Raw genomic sequence first — 16,378 nt, 5'->3', positions numbered from 1 at the left:
CCTCATAGCATCAAGGGGCCTGGTGGGGAGGCCGCGGAGCGAGGAGGGTGCGAGCATGCCCACCCTCACCCCGGCCGCCCCGACGTTCACGAAGTCCCCGACGAAGCCACTCGCGCCGGCCCGTCCCGGGCGCTTCCCGGCCCTGCGCCACGTCGGGCCCAACTGGTACGCGAGCGTGATGGGCACCGCGATCGTCGCGAGCGCGGGCGCCGCGCTCCCCTGGGACCCGGCGCTCACCCCCGTGGTGCGTGCCGTCTGCGTAACCGTGTGGGCCCTGTCCGCGCTGATGCTCCTGGCCGTGCTGGCCGCCCGCGCCGGGCACTGGATCCACCACCGCGACCAGGCCCGCGCCCATCTGCTCGACCCCGCCGTGGCGCCCTTCTACGGATGTCTGGCGATGGCCCTGCTGGCGGTCGGCGGCGCCACCCTCACCGTGGGCCGGCACGTGATCGGTGAGAGCGCGGCCGTTGCCGTGGACGCCGTGCTGTTCACGGTCGGCACACTCGTCGGCCTGGCGGCGGCCGTGGGCATCCCGTATCTGCTGGTGGTACGCCACCGGGTACGGGCCGCCGACGCGTCCCCGGTGTGGCTGCTGCCGGTGGTGGCGCCCATGGTGTCGGCGGCCCTCGGCCCGGCCCTGATCCCTTATCTGCCCGCCGGGCAGTGGCGCGAGGCGCTGCTGCTCGCCTGTTACGCCCTGTTCGGCATGAGCCTGCTCGCCACCCTCACCCTGCTGCCGCTGGTCTTCGGCAGGCTCGTGCGGTTCGGTCCGCTGCCCGTCGCCCTGACCCCCGCGCTGTTTCTGGTACTCGGCCCGCTCGGGCAGTCCACGACGGCGGCCGGCCACTTCGCGCGGGCCACGCCCGCCTTCGCCGTCCCGGAGACGTTCGCCGTCCTGTTCGGCGTCCCGGTGCTGGGCTTCGCCCTGCTGTGGCTGGCCCTGGCGGTCGCGACGGTGACGCGCGCGATACGGCGCGGGATGCCGTTCTCGATGACGTGGTGGGCCTTCACCTTCCCCGTCGGTACGTGTGTGACCGGCGCAGCAGGGCTCTCCCGCGCCACGGGCCTGGTCGCCCTGTCATGGCTCGCGTTCGGTCTGTTCGCCCTGCTGACGGCCGCCTGGGCGGTCGTCTGGACCCGTACCGTCCACGGCGTGGTCAGCGGAGCGCTGCCCGCAGCGCCCCCGGCGCCTCGGCCAGTGACGGCCCGTACCAGGTGAGGAGCCGCCCGTCGACCAGCGCGGCGGGCAGTCCGGGAAAGGCCTCCGGGCCGTCGTCGGCGGTGAAGCGGTACGGCTCGTCGGGCAGGACGACCAGGTCCGCGCCCGAGGCCCGCAGCTCCTCCAGCGGGATGCGGGGGTAGCGCTCCGCGCGGTCGCCGTAGACGTTGCGCACGCCGAGCCTGGCCAGCAGATCACCCGCGAAGGTGTCCCGGCCGAGCACCATCCACGGCCTGCGCCAGATCGGTACGACCGCCCGGCGCCCTCCTTCGTACGGAGAAGGGGGTGGCACCGCCGCCCAGGCGTCGCGCGCCTGGTCCAGCCAGCGCGGCACCGCGAGCCCGCAGCCCGCCACGAGCAGCCGCTCCAGTTCGGAGAACGCCTGGTCGAGGTCGCGCACCTCGGTGACCAGCACCTCGATGCCCGCCGCCCGCAGCGCGGCCAGATCCGGCTCGCGGTTCTCCTCCTCGTTGGCGACGACAAGGTCGGGGCGCAGCGCGGTGATCGCTGCGATGTCGGGATTCTTGGTGCCGCCCACACGTACGACGTCGAGGTCGGCGGGGTGGCTGCACCAGTCGGTGGCGCCCACCAGCAGTCCGGGCGCGGTGACCGCGACGGCCTCGGTGAGCGAGGGGACGAGCGAGACGATCCGCACGGCGCGGCCCGCCGCTCAGCGCCGGGTGTCGAACGTCGCGTCGATGTGTTCCGCGACGGCGACGACCAGGATGCGGGTACCGGGGTCGGTGGCGCGCCAGCGGTGCGTGACTCCGCCGGAGAGGTACAGCGTGTCGCCGCGCTCCAGCCGGTAGGCGCGGCCTTCGGCCTCGACCTCCACCGATCCGTCGGCGATGTACATCACCTCGTCGTTGCGGTGCTGGTACTCGCGCCCGGTGTCCAGTTCGCCGGTGTACTCCTTGGCGTGCAGCTGGTGTCCGCCGCGGGCCACCCGGCGTACGCCCGTACCGGCGCCGTCGTCGGCCCGTACGACATCGACCGTGCGTGCCGAGTCGGCCGCGGCGTGCAGCGCGGCGATGGTGGTCTCCAGAGCACCCGCGACCCGCTCCAGCGAGCGGGCGCTCGGCCGGGCGCGTTCGTTCTCGATCTGGCTGAGGAAGGGTACGGACAGTCCGCTGCGGTCGGCGACGGCCGCCAGCGTCAGCCCGAGGGACCTGCGCCGCCTGCGGACGGCGGCGCCCACCCTGAGCGCTTCCTTGTCGTCCATGTCTGGGCTCCCTCCGGCCGGATCGTCATCTTCTCAGAGTTGACGGCCCCGCAAGGGCGGTCTGTCTCACCCGGCCCGGAGGGCACCGCGGTGAACCCCGGGGAAACGGACGGCCCCGGCAACCGTGACGACGGCCGGTCACAGACCTCCATCGTCCGGCCGCCGGGGCCGTCCCACCACTGGTGGGGCCGTCATCCGCACGGCGTCCGGGCCCCGTCCGCCGGCCATGGGCCGGCGGACGTACGGCCGGTACTTCGTCACGCCGGCTTTCGACACTCTCCGTTACTGCGGAGCGATCTGATCGGCGATGCCCGGATTCTTCTCCATCCAGGCCTTCACCGCCTCTTCCTCGTGTCCCGTCCCGCGCTTCTGGATCTCGTTCTCCAGGCCGGCGAGCTGCTGCTCGCTCAGCTTGAAGTCCTTGAACCACTCGGTCAGCTGCGGATAGTTCTCGGGGAAGTCCTTGTTGCCCACCGTGTGGATCTGGTCGCCCTCGCCGAAGGCCTTCCGCGGGTCCTTCAGCTTGGTCAGCTCGTACTCGTTGTAGGCCCAGTGCGGGGTCCACAGCATGACCGCGATGGGCTGCTTCTTGCCGTACGCCCGCTTCAGCTCCGCCAGCATGCCGGGCGTCGAGCTGTCGACGACCTTGTAGGCGCCGTCCAGGCCGTATCCGGGCAGAACCTTGTTCTTGAGGATGTTCATGGTCTCGGTGCCGGGCTCGATGCCGACGATCCGGCCCTTGAACTCGTCCTCACGCCCCTTCAGATCCGCCAGCGAGTCCACGCCCTTCACATACGAGGGTACGGCGATCTCCAGGGATGTCGGCCCGTACCAGGAGCCGAGGTCGGAGAGTTTGTCGCCGTACTTGTCCCAGTATTTCTTCTGTGTGTTGGGCAGCCAGCCGTCGAACTGGACGTCGATCTGCCCCCGGGACATCGCCGTGTACATCGGACCGACCTCGAACTGCTTGAGGTTCATCTTGTAGCCCCGGTCCTCCAGCACCGCCTTCCACAGATACGTGGCCGCGATGTCCTCCTCCCAGGGGAACCAGGCGACCTCGATGGGCCGTTCGCGCTCGTCCTTGCCGTTCGCGCCCTTGCTGACGCCGCCCGCCGGGGTCCACTTGTCGGCCAGTCCGGGGTTGTCCTTCAGCCAGGCGCGTACGGCCTCCTGCTCCTTGCCCTTGCCCGCGCCCTGGATCTTCGCCTCAAGACCGGTGAGCTGTTCCTCGGTCATCTTGAAGTTCTTGAGCCACTTGGCGACGCTCGGGTTCTCGGCGGAGAAGCCCTTGCGGGCGAGCGTGTGCACGCCGTCGCCCTCGCCCCAGGTGCCCTTGGGGTCCTTGAGCTTCTTCAGGTCGTAGGTGTTGTACGCCCAGTGCGGGGACCAGAGCGTGACGACGACCGGTTCCTTCTTCTCGTACGCGCGCTTCAGCTCGGCCAGCATGCCGGGCGTGGAGCCGTCGACGACCTTGTACTCGCCTTCGAGGCCGTACTCCTTGAGGACCTTGTCCTTGAGAATGCCCATCTCGCCCGCGCTGGGCTCGATGCCGATGATCCGGCCCTTGAACTGGCCGGCCTTGCCCTTGAGATCCGCCAGCGAGTCGACGCCCTTGACGTAACTGGGCACGGACAGCTCAAGGGATGTCTCGCCGTACCAGGAGCCCATGTCCTCCAGCTTGTCCTGGTACTTGTCCCAGTAGGTGGCGTGGGTGGTCGGCAGCCAGGAGTCGGTCTGGATGTCGATCTGGCCGTTCGCCTGGCCGGTGTAGAGCGCCCCGGCCTCGTACTGGGTGGCCTCGACCTCGTAACCGCGCCGCTCCAGCAGCTCCTTCCAGAGGAAGGTGGAGGCGATGCCCTCGTCCCAGGGGATGTAGCCCATGTTGATCTTCTTGCCCTGGCCGACGTCGCCGTCCCCGGCGACCGTCGTGGTCTTGTCGCCGCCGAAGATGCTCATGCCGCCCGCGACGAGCGCGAGAACGACCACACCGACCACCGCGACCGAGGGCCGCGGACGATGGTCCGAGATCTTGAGCGAACCGCGCATCGCCTGCGCCTTGGCCAGCGCGCGGCGGCCCAGCGGCGAGACCTGCCGGCCCAGCGCGCCGGTCAGCCGGTCCAGATACATCGCCAGGATGACGATGGAGACGCCCGCCTCGAAGCCGAGGCCGATGTCGACGTTGCCGATGGCGCGGTAGACGGCGCCGCCGAGGCCGCCGCCGCCGACCATGCCCGCGATGACGACCATGGACAGGCCCAGCATGATCACCTGGTTGACGCCGGCCATGATCGTCGGGAGCGCGAGCGGGAGCTGGACGCGCAGCAGGGTGTTGCGCGGGCTGGTGCCGAACGCCTCCGCGGCCTCGACCAGTTCGGCGTCGACCTGCCGGATGCCCAGCTCCGTCATACGGACGCCGGGCGGCAGGGCGAAGATGATCGTCGCGATGATGCCGGGGACCACGCCGACGCCGAAGAAGATGATGCCGGGGATCAGATAGACCATCGCGGGCATCGTCTGCATGAAGTCGAGCACGGGCCGGATGACGGCGCTGACGGTCGCCGAGCGCGAGGCCCAGACGCCGAGCGGCACCGCGATGACCAGGATGACGATCGTCGCGACGAGCACCAGCGAGAGCGTCGACATCGCGAGTTCCCACAGCTCGATCGAGTCGATGAGCGCGAAACCGGCGAAGGCGAGCACGGCCGCGAGCAGACCGCGCAGCCACCAGGCGAGCACGGCCAGGATGCCGGCGAGGAGCAGCGGTTCGGGACCGTTGAGCACCGCGTCGACGGCGTCGTACATGCCGGTGACGAGTGAGCTGATCGCGTCGAACAGCCAGGAGAGATGTCGCTGGAGGAAGTCGACGGCGCTGTCGACCCACTCGCCGAGCGGGAGCCTAGGCACTGGCCGCCTCCTTGTCGACGGACAGCGTTTCCGGGCCGCCCCGGCCCACCGGCGCCGATGTGCCGGCGGGCGCGTCGGCGGGCGTCATCGGCTCGCCGAGTACGGCGAGCAGCCTGGCGCGCGGTACGACTCCGACGAGCCGCCCCTCGTCGTCGACGACGGCGACGGGGACCGAGCTGGTCGAGCACGGGGTGAACAGCTCGATGATCGGGGTGCTCGCGGAGACGGTGGCGGGCGCCGCCGCGAGCACGTCCTTGTCGGTACGCAACACCTTGCCGCCGTCCGTACGGCTGCCATGGGCGGAGTCGGCGTCCGCCATGATCGCCCCGGCGGTCAGGACCCGTGAGCGGTCGACGTCCTGGGTGAAGGAGGCGACGTACTCGTTGGCCGGGGTGACGAGGATGTCCTCGGCGGTGCCGAGCTGGACGATCTCGCCGTCCCGCATCACGGCGATCCGGTCGCCGAGCCGCATGGCCTCGTTGAGGTCATGGGTGATGAAGACGATGGTCTTCTTCAGCCGCTTCTGGAGTTCCAGGAGCTGGTCCTGCATGTCACGGCGGATCAGCGGGTCGAGCGCGCTGAACGACTCGTCCATGAGCAGCAGGTCCGCGTCGGTGGCGAGCGCGCGGGCCAGGCCGACGCGCTGCTGCATACCGCCGGACAGCTCGTCGGGCCAGGCCTTCTCCCAGCCGGCCAGGCCCGCGAGCTCAAGCGCCTGGGTGGCGCGTCCGTCCCGCTCGGCGCGGGGTACGCCCTGGACCTCCAGGCCGTATCCCGCGTTCTCCAGCACACTGCGGTGCGGGAAGAGGGCGAAGTGCTGGAAGACCATGCTGATCTTGGTCGAGCGCACGGTGCGCAGCTCGGCCGGGCTCAGGGCGGTCAGATCCTGGCCGTCGAAGAGCACGCGCCCGGCCGTCGGTTCCAGCAGTCCGTTGAGCATGCGCAGCAAGGTGGACTTCCCGGAGCCGGAGAGTCCCATCACGACGAATATCTGACCGGGATCGACGGAGAACGAGGCATCGATCACCGCTGCGGTCGTACCGTCGGCGCGCAACTCTTCGCGGTCCGTGCCGTTTTCGAGCTGTCTCACCGCTTCTTCGGGTCGTGCGCCGAATACCTTGTACAGGTGTTCCGCCTGCAGCCTGGACACATATACCTCACGCCGTCGAAATGAGAAACGGCCCGCCACCCCCGCCGGCGGGCCGTGGAGCGGTACGGGGTCGGCCCGCGTGGCCGGTCGACGGTCTGTGAGAGTCCGCGCCCGGGTCCGCTCCGCATGCGCGCCTGCCCTGGCCCGCGGGAACCAAACGCTTATGTGGTCCACACCACTGCGCGGCGCCGCCTCGCAGGTCAGAGGGGATCGGGCGGGGTCGGGCGGTCACCGTCCGGCCGCTGTCAGTGGGATACGGCATCATCGGGGTGTGACGCGACGCCTGATGCTCCTCGACACCGCCTCCCTCTACTTCCGGGCCTATTTCGGGGTCCCCGACTCGGTGCGCGCCCCCGACGGCACGCCCGTCAACGCGGTCCGGGGCCTGCTCGACTTCATCACCCGGCTCGTCCAGGACCATCACCCCGACGATCTCGTGGCCTGCTGGGACGCGGACTGGCGGCCGCAGTGGCGGGTGGATCTCATCCCGTCGTACAAGGCGCATCGCGTGGCGGTGGAGACACCGGAGGGGCCGGACGAGGAGGAGACGCCGGACACGCTCGCGCCCCAGGTGCCGATCATCGCGGCCGTGCTGGACGCGCTGGGGATCGCGCGGGTGGGCGTCGCGGGGTACGAGGCGGACGATGTGATCGGCACCCTCACCGGCGCCGCGTCGGGACCGGTGGACATCATCACGGGCGACCGCGACCTCTACCAGTTGGTGGACGACGCCCGCCAGGTGCGGGTGCTGTACCCGCTCAAGGGGGTCGGCTCGCTCCAGGTGACGGACGAGGCGTGGCTGCGCGAGAAGTACGGGGTCGACGGCTCCGGCTATGTCGATCTGGCGCTGCTGCGCGGCGATCCGAGCGACGGGCTCCCCGGCGTGCCCGGGATCGGCGAGAAGACGGCGGCCAAGCTGCTCGACGCGTACGGCGATCTGGCCGGGATCATGGCGGCGGTCGACGATCCGCGGTCCGGCCTCACGCCCTCGCGGCGCAAGCGGCTGGACGAGTCCAGGGCCTACGTGGCGGTCGCGCCGACGGTGGTGCGGGTCGCCGGGGACGTCCCGCTGCCGGACTTCGACCCGGCGCTGCCCGCCGAGCCGCTCGACCCGGAGACGCTGGACGCGCTGGCGGCGCGCTGGGGTCTGCACAACGCGCTGCACCGGCTGCTGACCACGCTCGGGAAGTGACGGAGGGAGCCGCGGACCATGTGCCCAGCGACGGCGGAGTGTTAACTTAGGTATACCTAAGCACCGCACGACCGCAGAGCCGCGGTCGCGTGCCGTACCAGTCAGGGGAAACGCCGTGGCAGCACAGCAGGCCCGCAAGTCACCGAAGGTCCACGAGGCACGGGTGGTGCGCGGTCAGCGCATCACGCCGCACATGGTGCGCCTGGTCCTCGGCGGCGACGGACCCGCCGGGCTCGAAGCGGGTGAGTTCACCGACCATTACGTCAAGCTGCTCTTCGCCCCCGAGGGCGTCAGCTATCCCGAGCCGTTCGACATGGACCGCGTCCGCGAGGACTTCCCGCGCGAGCAGTGGCCCGCGACCCGTACGTACACGGTGCGCGAATGGAACCGGGCCGCCGGGGAGATCACGATCGACTTCGTGGTGCACGGCGACGAGGGTCTGGCGGGGCCTTGGGCCGCCGCCGCGAAGCCCAGCGACACCGTGCTGTTCCTGGGTCCCGGCGGGTCGTACGCCCCCGACCCGGCCGCCGACTGGCATCTGTTCGTCGGTGACGAGAGCGCGCTGCCCGCGATCGCCGCGTCCGTCGAGCAGGCTCCCGAGGGCGCCAGGATCCATGTGTTCGTCGAGGTCGAAGGCGCCGACGAGGAGCAGAAGATCGCCGCCCCCGCCGGAGCGGAGATCGTCTGGCTGCACCGCGGGGGCCGCCCGGTCGGCGAGGCGCTGGTCGCCGCCGTACGGGCGCTGGACTTCCCCACCGGTGATGTGCACGCCTTCGTGCACGGCGAGGCCGGTTTCGTGAAGGAGCTGCGCCGCCATCTGCGGCACGACCGGCAGATCCCGCGTGAGCGGCTGTCGATATCGGGCTACTGGCGGCTGGGCCAGGACGACGAGGCGTGGCGCGCGGTCAAGCGCGAGTGGAACGAGCAGGTGGAGCGCGAGCAGGAGGACGGCTCGAAGGACTGAGACCACGCCTGTCCGGCCGAACACCCGGCGACGATCGTCCAGTTCACCGGGGTGCAGTCCGCGATGTTCGGCCTCCAGGACGGCATCCGGGACGGCGCCGGGAAGGCCGTGCCACGTCGGGACGGCGCCGCATACCTCCCGAGTGGCCCCGCACCGGGCGCTCCACCGTGTCGCTGAGCGCGAAGCGGTTCAGCGGCGCGGCGACCCGGGTGGTCGGTTCGGCGCTCCGGAGGCCGTAGAGACGGCCCGGGGCACCAGGTTCTCGCGGCCGGTCGCCATGGGGGCGGCGCCGGAGCACTGGGCGACGACTCGCGCCATATCGCTAATTTGTCCGACCATGACACGATCGGGACGGAGGGTCGGCACGGTCGGCGCGGAGACCGGACCAATCCGTCGCGAACGCGGCTCCGAACAAGCAGGTGAAACCGTCCGCCGTGCCGGACGGCACACCCGCCCGCACCGTGGAGGAACAGCCGCGTGAAACAAGCCGTACATATCGGCGGCCCCGCTTCTGCCGGGCCCGACCTGCAGGAATTGCTGGGCCAGGTGGCCCGGGGCGACCAAGAGGCGTTCGCCCGTGTGTACGACCTGGTCTGCGGACCCGTACTCGGACTCGTCCGCTCCGTCCTGCGCGATCCCGCCCAGTCGGAGGAGGTGACCCAGGAAGTCCTCCTTGAGGTCTGGCGCAGCGCCCCGCGCTTCCAGGCGTCCCGAGGCAGCGGCATGACCTGGGTGCTGACCCTCGCCCACCGGCGCGCGGTGGACCGGGTCCGCTCGGCCCAGGCGTCCAGCGACCGCGAGCACCGGGCGGCGCTGCTGGACCGGACACCGGCCTTCGACGAGGTGACGGAACAGGTCGAATCCCGGCTGGAGCGCGAACAGGTACGGCGCTGTGTACGTACTCTCACCGAACTCCAGCGCCAGTCGGTCACACTGGCGTACTACCAGGGGCTCGCCTACCGCGAAGTGGCCGAACTGCTCTCCGTGCCGCTCGGCACGGTCAAGACACGACTGCGCGACGGACTCATCCGGCTGCGCGACTGCCTGGGGGTGAGCGCATGAGCAGCACAGCCGAACTGCACACGTTGACCGGCGCCTACGCGCTGCACGCCTTGGCGCCCGACGAGCGCGCCGAGTTCGAGAGGCATCTGGAGGTGTGCCCGGCCTGCGCCCAGGAAGTACGCGAACTGACCGCCACCACCACGCGGTTGGGGCTGGCCGTGGCCGTGACACCGCCGCCCGAACTCAAGCAGCAGGTGCTGCGGCGGATCGCCGCCGAGCGCCAGGAACCGCCCAGGGTCACGCGGGAGTCCCGCGGCGCCGGCGGCGGGACCGCCAAGGCGCGCGCGCTGCCGCGCTTCGCGCTGGCGGCCTGCCTCGCCGCCGCGGCAGGCTTCGGCGGAGTCGCCGTGTGGCAGCACCAGGAGGCCCAGGACGCCCGTGCGCGGGCGTCGACCTCGCAGCAGCAGGCCGAGGCACTGGCCGCCGTGCTCGCGGCGCCCGACGCCAAGATCCGCACGGGCGGGCTGACCGACGGAGCGACCGGCACGGTCGTCGTGTCACGGGCGCAGGACAAGGCGGCGTTCATCGCCTCGGGCCTGGCGAAGCCGCCCAGCGGCAAGGTGTACCAGCTCTGGTTCAACGATGACGGCACGATGCGGGACGCGGGGCTGATGGACCCCTCGGCGACGTCGGACTCGGTGCTGATGGCCGGTTCCGTCGGGGCTGCGTCGGGCATGGGCATCACCGTCGAACCGGCGGGCGGCTCTCCGGAACCGACCTCCGACCCGGTGGCGCTGATGAACTTCCCGGCCTGAACGAGCGAACGACCGAACGACCGAACGGCCGAAGCAACGACATGCCCGGCGCGACCGAACGGCCCGCACCCGAAGACAAAGGGTGCGGGCCGTCGGCGGTCCGTGGAAGCGTGCCAGGTCGGTGCGTCAGCCCGTCTTCCTGGGCGGCAGCGGAAAGAAACCACTCGTACGGGCGGCGTACGCGGCGAAGCCCGGCCGACGCGCCATATGCCGCTCCAACAGCCGCTTCCCGCTGCCGCTGATCAGCAGGAAGCTCATCACGAGCGGACTGACCAGGGTCGCCGCCGCGACCACCGGGTCGTCGCAGACGATCAGGAACAGGCCCCACCAGACACAGAAGTCACCGAAGTAGTTCGGGTGCCGGGTCCAGCTCCACAGGCCACGGTCCATGATCCGGCCCTTGTTCGCCGGATCGGCCTTGAACCGGGCGAGCTGGGCGTCGCCGACCGACTCGAAGACCAGTCCGACGAGCCAGACGGCGCAGCCGGCGAATGCGACCGGGCCGAGGCCGCCGGGGATGTACTGCGCGGCCTGTACGGGCAGCGACACCAGCACGACCAGCAGCCCTTGCAGCAGATACACCATGCGCAGCGCGTACAGATTCCGGTTGCCCGGCGCCTTGGCGAGCATCGCCTCGTACCGCGCGTCCTCGCCGTGCCCCCGCCCGCGCCGGGCGATGTGGACGGCCAGCCGCAGCCCCCAGGCGGCGGTCAGCACGGTCACCAGCAGCCGCCGCGTGTCGTCGCCCTCCCCCGCCGACGCCGCGTAGCCGGCCACAGCGACCACCGTGAAGGCGATCCCCCAGGCGATGTCGACGATCCGGTGCAGGCCCTTGGCGACGGCGATCGCGAAGGTCACGAGCATGACGGCCGCCGCGGCGAGCGCCGCGAGAGCGACACCCTGGCCGAACGCGCCCCAGGGATATCCGTTCACCGTGTCCCGCCTTCTCCGTACCAGTGCCGCGGGGTGGGCGGCATGTCACTGCGCCCCCGCTCCGAAGGGCGTACGGCCAGGATCTGGTCCACGCCCATCCGGCGCTCCTCGAACGCCAGGGCGCTGCCCACCAGGTACAGGCGCCAGACGCGCGCGGTCTCCTCGCCGACGAGCGCGCCGAAGTCGGCCCAGCGCTCCTCCAGAGTGCGGTGCCAGGCGCGGATCGTACGCGTGTAGTGCTCGCGCATCGACTCCACGGCCCGCACCTCAAGACCCGCGCCCTCCAGCAGCGAGACGGTGTCGCCGAGCGGGCGCATGTGCATGTCGGGGGCGATGTACGACTCGATGAACGCACCGCCGCCCGGCGCCACCGCGCCCCGCGACATCTGCTGCACCAGGACCCTTCCCCCGGGACGGAGCATGCGGTGCAGCGTGGCGGTGAAGCCGGGGTACTCGGCGTCGCCGACGTGCTCGCCCATCTCGATGGTCGACACCGCGTCGTACGAACCGGCCTCGATGTCCCGGTAGTCCGACAGCCGTACCTCGACCAGCTCCCCCAGGCCGCGCGCCTTCACCTGCTCGCGTACGTACCGCGCCTGCTCGGCGGCGAGCGTCACGGCGGTGACGCGGGTCCTGTACGTCTCGGCGGCGTACAGGGTGAGAGATCCCCAGCCGCAGCCGATGTCCAGCAGTGTCGAGCCGGGCCCGAGCCCGAGCTTGCGGCAGACCAGGTCGAGTTTGTCGCGCTGGGCGTCGGCGGGGCCGTACGCGGGCTCGCCCCCGGTCCCGTCGTCGGTCCCGTCGTCGGTGCCTTCGTCGGTCCCGTCGGTCTCGTCCTTCGTCCAGTAGCCGCAGGAGTACGCCATGGTCTCGTCGAGCAGCAGGGCGTAGAAGTCGTTGGACAGGTCGTAGTGATGGCTGATCGCGGCCCGGTCCCGTGCCTTGCTGTGCGGCGTGCCACCGAGCCTGGCCTGGGAGGAGGGTACGGGCGGGCGCGGTCCGAGCGCGCCGAGCCGCAGCATGGTGCCGACGGCGCGGGCCCGGTCGGCGAGGGTGAGTCTCGGCGGGCGCGCTCCGCGCTCGCGGGCCGCGCCCCAGACGGTGCGCAGCCCGTCGGCGAGATCGCCGTCGATGTCGAGATCACCGGTGATGTACGCCTGGGCCAGGCCGAGTTCGTCGGGCTGCCAGAGAAGTCGGCGCAGGGCTCGGCGCGAGCGCAGGACGACCACCGGGGCGCCCTCGGGGCCGGCGGTGCTGCCGTCCCAGGCGCGCAACCGCACCGGCGGCCGGGCACCGAGGATCTGTTCGGCGAGCGCGAGGAGCTGGTGGGCCGCTCCGGTGCGGGTACCGGTGCGTGGCCCCGGGACACGGGCGGGCCGGGTGGCCGTCATCGGGTCGTTCCTTCCCTGGCGAGCACCATCTGCTGGACATCGAGATAGCCGGAGCGGAACCCGGCCTCGGAGTAGGCGAGATAGAAGGTCCACATACGCCGGAACGTCGCGTCGAACCCCAACGCGTCGACCTCCGCCTCCTGTTCGACGAACCGCTCGCGCCACAGCCGGAGCGTCTGCGCGTAGTGCGGCCCGAATCCGTCCCGCTCGACGACCCGCAACGAGGTGTGCGAGGAGGTCAGTTGCTCCATCGCCTCGACGGAGGGGGTCAGCCCGCCGGGGAAGATGTACTTGCCGATCCAGGTGTGGGTGGTGCGTGACGCCAGCAGCCGGTCGTGCGGCATGGTGATCGCCTGGAGCGCGATCCGGCCACCGGGCGCCAGCAGCCTGTCCAGCGTGGTGAAGTACTCGGGCCAGAACTCCTCCCCGACCGCCTCGATCATCTCGACGCTGACAATGGCGTCGAAGCTGCCCCGCACCTGCCGGTAGTCGCGCAGTTGTACCGTCACCCGGTCAGCCAGGCCGGCCGCCTCGATCCGCTTCTCGGCGAGGGCCAGCTGCTCCTGGGAGAGCGTCACCGTGACGACCCGCGCGCCGCGCGCCGCCGCCCGTATGGCCAACTCGCCCCAGCCGGTGCCGATTTCGAGCAGTCGGGTACCGGATCCCACCCGTGCCTCGTCGAGCAGCCGGTCGATCTTGCGATGCTGTGCGGCGGGCAGCAGCGACGCGTCGGCGGGGAATCCCCGGAAAAGGGCCGAGGAGTACGAGAGGGTCTCGTCCAGGAAGAGCGAGAACAGCTCGTTCGACAGGTCGTAGTGGTGGCTGATGTTGTCGCGCGAGCCCTCGGGGGTGTTGCGCTGCGCGTCGGGCCGCTTCAACGCCCAGATCCGGCGCAGCCGTTGGAGCGGGGCGGGGACGAGGACGGCCGCGTTCTCGGCGAGGACGGTCAGGACGGCGACGAGGTCGTCGGCCTCCCACTCGCCCGCCATGTACGACTCGCCGAAGCCGATCAGGCCGGTGGCACCGATCCGCCGGAAGAACGCGTGCGGCTCGTGCACGACCATCAGCGGTCCGCCGAGGCCCAGTGTCTCGTTCTGCCCCAGCCTGACGCGCAGCGCCAGCCGGGCCAGCGCGTGGCGGACCACGCGCTCGGCGACGGCCGTACGCAGCCAGGAGGCCTGCGGCAGCCGGGCCACGTCCGGCCAGAGCCGCGCGTCGACGGCGGGCTCCTGCCGCTCCGTCGCGGACGCCGCGGACGCCGTTGAGGCCGTTGAGGCCGTGGAGGCCACAGACGTCGCGGACGCCGTTGACGACGCCGTGGCTGTCAGGGACTCGGGCGAGGCCGGCGACGGCGGGGACACGGACACACTCATTTCACACCCTCCTGGGGGCGGTGTCGGGGACGGGGCTGCACGGGCAGACCGCGCAGGTAGAGACGGATGCCGTGGTAGCGGATACCGGCGGAGACGACGGCCGTGGACAGCGGGTGGCGCAGCGCGGCCCGCAGCAGGGTCCACGGGGTGGCCGCGCGCCGCACGCCTCGTACGGTCGCGGTGAACGGCCGCCCCCCGTCACGTTCCAGATGGACCGTCAGCTTCAGACGCTCCCCCGGCTCGGGCAGCCGCATCCGGTAGCCGCCGTCGACGGGGAAGAACGGCGAGACGTACAGCTCCTTGTCCACCCAGAAGGAGCCCTCCTCGCCGTCGGCGGCCTCCTCGCCCGGCCGCAGGAGATAGCAGTGCCGCTCTCCGTACGTGTTGTGCACCTCGGCCACGACACACAGCGGCTCGCCGCCGGGCGCGCGGCACCAGTAGAGGGTCAGCGGGTTGAAGACGTGGCCGAGGACCCGGGCGTGGGCGAGCATCGCCACCCGCCCGTCGCCCAGTTCCACGCCGCGCGACGCGAGATACGTCTCCAGTCCGGCGCGGATCGTCGGCGACGTACCGCCGAAGTGGTCGCGCGCGTCGAAACGGGCCAGCGGACGCAGCACGCGGGGCAGCCGGGGCGGGCGGTCCGGGTCGATCAGCCACATGTAGGTGCGCAGCCGCAGGTCGTAACGGCTGGGCGCGGTCCGCACATGCGTGACGGTGCAGGGGTAGAGCGCGGGAACGGCGGCGGGGGCGGCGGACACGGGAGCCCCGGCGCTCACCACCTCACCCCCAGCGCGGCGGCGGCGTCGACGCCCGAGCGGCACCCGTCCTCGTGGAACCCCCACCCGTGGTACGCCCCCGCGTACGCCGTGACCGGCCCGCTCAGCGCGGGGAGCCGGCGCTGAGCGGCCACCGACTCGGGTGTGTAGACGGGGTGTTCGTACGTCATCCGGGCGAGCACCCGGTCCTCGTCGACGCGGTCGGCGCCGTTGAGCGACACCACGAAGTTCTCGGGGGCGTCGAGGCGTTGCAGCCGGTTCATGTCGTAGCTGACCCGGACCCGGCCGGCGTCCGCCGCGCAGGACGGCATGGTCAGGTTCCAGGAGGCGCGGGCGCCGCGGCTGCGCGGCAGCACGCTCGTATCGGTGTGCAGCGCGGTGGCGTTGCGCGAGTAGCGGAACGCGCCGAGCACCTGCCGTTCGTCGTCGGTCGGGTCGGCGAGCAGCCGCAGGGCCTGGTCGGGGTGGACGGCGATGACGACCGAGTCGTAGCGCCGGGTGGAGCCGTCGGCGGTGGTGATCTCCACACCTCGCGGGTCGCGCCGTACCGACCGGACGGGCGCCGTCGTGTGGACGGCGTCGAGCTGCTTGCCGACGCGTTCGACGTACTCGCGCGAGCCGCCGCTGACGGTCCGCCACACCGGTGAGCCGGTCACCGACAGCAGGCCGTGGTGGTCCAGGAAGCGGAAGAGGTAGCGGGCCGGGTAGCGCAGGGCCGTTCCGGCGTCGCAGGACCAGACGGCCGAGACGAGCGGGGTCAGGAAGTGGGCGACGAAGTACGGCGAGAAGCCGCCGTCCGCGACGAAACGCCCCAGCGTCATGGCCTCGTCGGCGCGCGCTCCGGCGCCCGCTCCGGACGCGCTCTCCCGCGCCAGCAGCCGCCGCGCCCGGCGGTGGAAGGCGGGCACTTCGGTGAGCATCCGCAGATACCGCCCGCGCAGCACATGGCCGGGGCGCGGGAACAGACCGGCGAGCCCCCGGGCACCGGCGTACTCCAGCCCGCAGCCGTCGCACCGTACGGACATGCTCATCTCCGACTCCTGGGTGTCCACGCCCAGTTCCCGGAACAGCCGCAGCAGCAGCGGATACGTGCGTTCGTTGTGGACGATGAACCCTGAGTCGACGCGGTGCGTCCGGCCGTCGGACGACGCGACGTCGTGCGTGTGGGCGTGGCCGCCGAGACGTGCCTCCGCCTCGTACAGCGACACCTCGTACGAACGCCGCAGTACGTACGCGGCGGTGAGTCCGGCCACTCCGCCGCCGACTACCGCCGTAAGCGGGCGCTCGCCCACCCCACTCATACAGTTCCCTCCGGTCCGGCTTCGGGCACAGCCCCTCGGGGAGGATTCGAGCCACAGCGGCCGACGGATTGGTGTCTGCGGCGATCTTTCTGCCGCCGGTCCTACTTTTAATTCCTTCGGGTTACAGACCAATCCG

14 protein-coding genes are annotated in these 16,378 nt (G+C 71.4%); 5 read left to right on the top strand and 9 right to left on the bottom strand.

Annotated features, from left to right (window positions below):
- Positions 1 to 55: 55 nt before the first annotated feature.
- Complete coding sequence (locus tag P3L51_RS02410) at positions 56 to 1,219, top strand: TDT family transporter (RefSeq protein WP_354603319.1); 1,164 nt, start codon at positions 56 to 58, stop codon at positions 1,217 to 1,219.
- Here P3L51_RS02410 and P3L51_RS02405 read toward each other — a convergent pair.
- The 4 genes from P3L51_RS02405 to P3L51_RS02390 all read right to left on the bottom strand — a co-directional run bounded on the left by P3L51_RS02405 (position 1,158) and on the right by P3L51_RS02390 (position 6,495).
- The gene (locus P3L51_RS02405) at positions 1,158 to 1,874 is read right to left on the bottom strand and encodes a helical backbone metal receptor (protein ID WP_354603318.1); all 717 of its coding nucleotides are present in this window, start codon (positions 1,872 to 1,874) and stop codon (positions 1,158 to 1,160) included. The genes P3L51_RS02410 and P3L51_RS02405 overlap by 62 nt on opposite strands.
- A 15-nt stretch (positions 1,875 to 1,889) precedes the next feature.
- Positions 1,890 to 2,441 (bottom strand): helix-turn-helix domain-containing protein, encoded by a 552-nt coding sequence (locus P3L51_RS02400; RefSeq protein ID WP_354603317.1) that lies wholly within the window; start codon positions 2,439 to 2,441, stop codon positions 1,890 to 1,892.
- A gap of 282 nt (positions 2,442 to 2,723) precedes the next feature.
- A complete protein-coding gene (locus tag P3L51_RS02395) occupies positions 2,724 to 5,345 on the bottom strand; it encodes an ABC transporter permease/substrate binding protein (RefSeq protein WP_354603316.1) in 2,622 nt (873 codons plus the stop codon).
- Entirely contained in the window at positions 5,338 to 6,495 is a 1,158-nt protein-coding gene (locus tag P3L51_RS02390) for a quaternary amine ABC transporter ATP-binding protein (RefSeq protein ID WP_354603315.1), read from the bottom strand. The genes P3L51_RS02395 and P3L51_RS02390 overlap by 8 nt, the downstream gene beginning before the upstream one ends.
- Before the next feature lie 286 nt (positions 6,496 to 6,781).
- Between P3L51_RS02390 and P3L51_RS02385 the strand changes: the two genes are divergently transcribed.
- The 4 genes from P3L51_RS02385 (at position 6,782) to P3L51_RS02370 (ending at position 10,468) form a co-directional block, all read left to right on the top strand.
- Complete coding sequence (locus tag P3L51_RS02385) at positions 6,782 to 7,687, top strand: 5'-3' exonuclease (RefSeq protein ID WP_354603335.1); 906 nt, start codon at positions 6,782 to 6,784, stop codon at positions 7,685 to 7,687.
- A 115-nt stretch (positions 7,688 to 7,802) separates the two neighbouring features.
- Positions 7,803 to 8,651, top strand: a complete 849-nt coding sequence (locus tag P3L51_RS02380) for a siderophore-interacting protein (protein WP_354603314.1) — start codon at positions 7,803 to 7,805, stop codon at positions 8,649 to 8,651.
- A gap of 477 nt (positions 8,652 to 9,128) precedes the next feature.
- Positions 9,129 to 9,713, top strand: coding sequence for a sigma-70 family RNA polymerase sigma factor (locus tag P3L51_RS02375; RefSeq protein WP_354603313.1), 585 nt, complete (start codon positions 9,129 to 9,131; stop codon positions 9,711 to 9,713).
- On the top strand, positions 9,710 to 10,468 hold the full coding sequence (locus P3L51_RS02370; RefSeq protein ID WP_354603312.1) for an anti-sigma factor: 759 nt from the start codon (positions 9,710 to 9,712) through the stop codon (positions 10,466 to 10,468). The genes P3L51_RS02375 and P3L51_RS02370 overlap by 4 nt, the downstream gene beginning before the upstream one ends.
- Positions 10,469 to 10,594: 126 nt before the next feature.
- On the opposite strand, the gene P3L51_RS02365 is transcribed toward P3L51_RS02370, so the two are convergent.
- Genes P3L51_RS02365 through P3L51_RS02345 form a run of 5 tightly spaced genes read right to left on the bottom strand, consistent with a single transcriptional unit; the run spans position 10,595 to position 16,242 of the window.
- Entirely contained in the window at positions 10,595 to 11,401 is an 807-nt protein-coding gene (locus P3L51_RS02365) for a DUF1295 domain-containing protein (RefSeq protein WP_354603311.1), read from the bottom strand.
- Positions 11,398 to 12,792, bottom strand: a complete 1,395-nt coding sequence (locus tag P3L51_RS02360) for a class I SAM-dependent methyltransferase (protein WP_354603310.1) — start codon at positions 12,790 to 12,792, stop codon at positions 11,398 to 11,400. Before P3L51_RS02360 ends, P3L51_RS02365 begins: the two co-directional genes overlap by 4 nt.
- Positions 12,789 to 14,165 (bottom strand): class I SAM-dependent methyltransferase, encoded by a 1,377-nt coding sequence (locus P3L51_RS02355; protein ID WP_354603309.1) that lies wholly within the window; start codon positions 14,163 to 14,165, stop codon positions 12,789 to 12,791. Before P3L51_RS02355 ends, P3L51_RS02360 begins: the two co-directional genes overlap by 4 nt.
- Positions 14,162 to 14,941, bottom strand: coding sequence for a DUF1365 domain-containing protein (locus tag P3L51_RS02350; protein WP_354603308.1), 780 nt, complete (start codon positions 14,939 to 14,941; stop codon positions 14,162 to 14,164). Before P3L51_RS02350 ends, P3L51_RS02355 begins: the two co-directional genes overlap by 4 nt.
- Positions 14,938 to 16,242 carry an NAD(P)/FAD-dependent oxidoreductase gene (locus P3L51_RS02345; RefSeq protein ID WP_354603307.1) on the bottom strand — a complete coding sequence of 435 codons (1,305 nt, stop codon included), beginning with the start codon at positions 16,240 to 16,242 and terminating at the stop codon, positions 14,938 to 14,940. The genes P3L51_RS02350 and P3L51_RS02345 overlap by 4 nt, the downstream gene beginning before the upstream one ends.
- Positions 16,243 to 16,378: the final 136 nt, after the last annotated feature.

This window comes from Streptomyces panacea (assembly GCF_040560175.1).
Lineage (GTDB): Bacteria > Actinomycetota > Actinomycetes > Streptomycetales > Streptomycetaceae > Streptomyces > Streptomyces panacea.
This window is presented reverse-complemented; position numbering and strand designations above follow the sequence as displayed.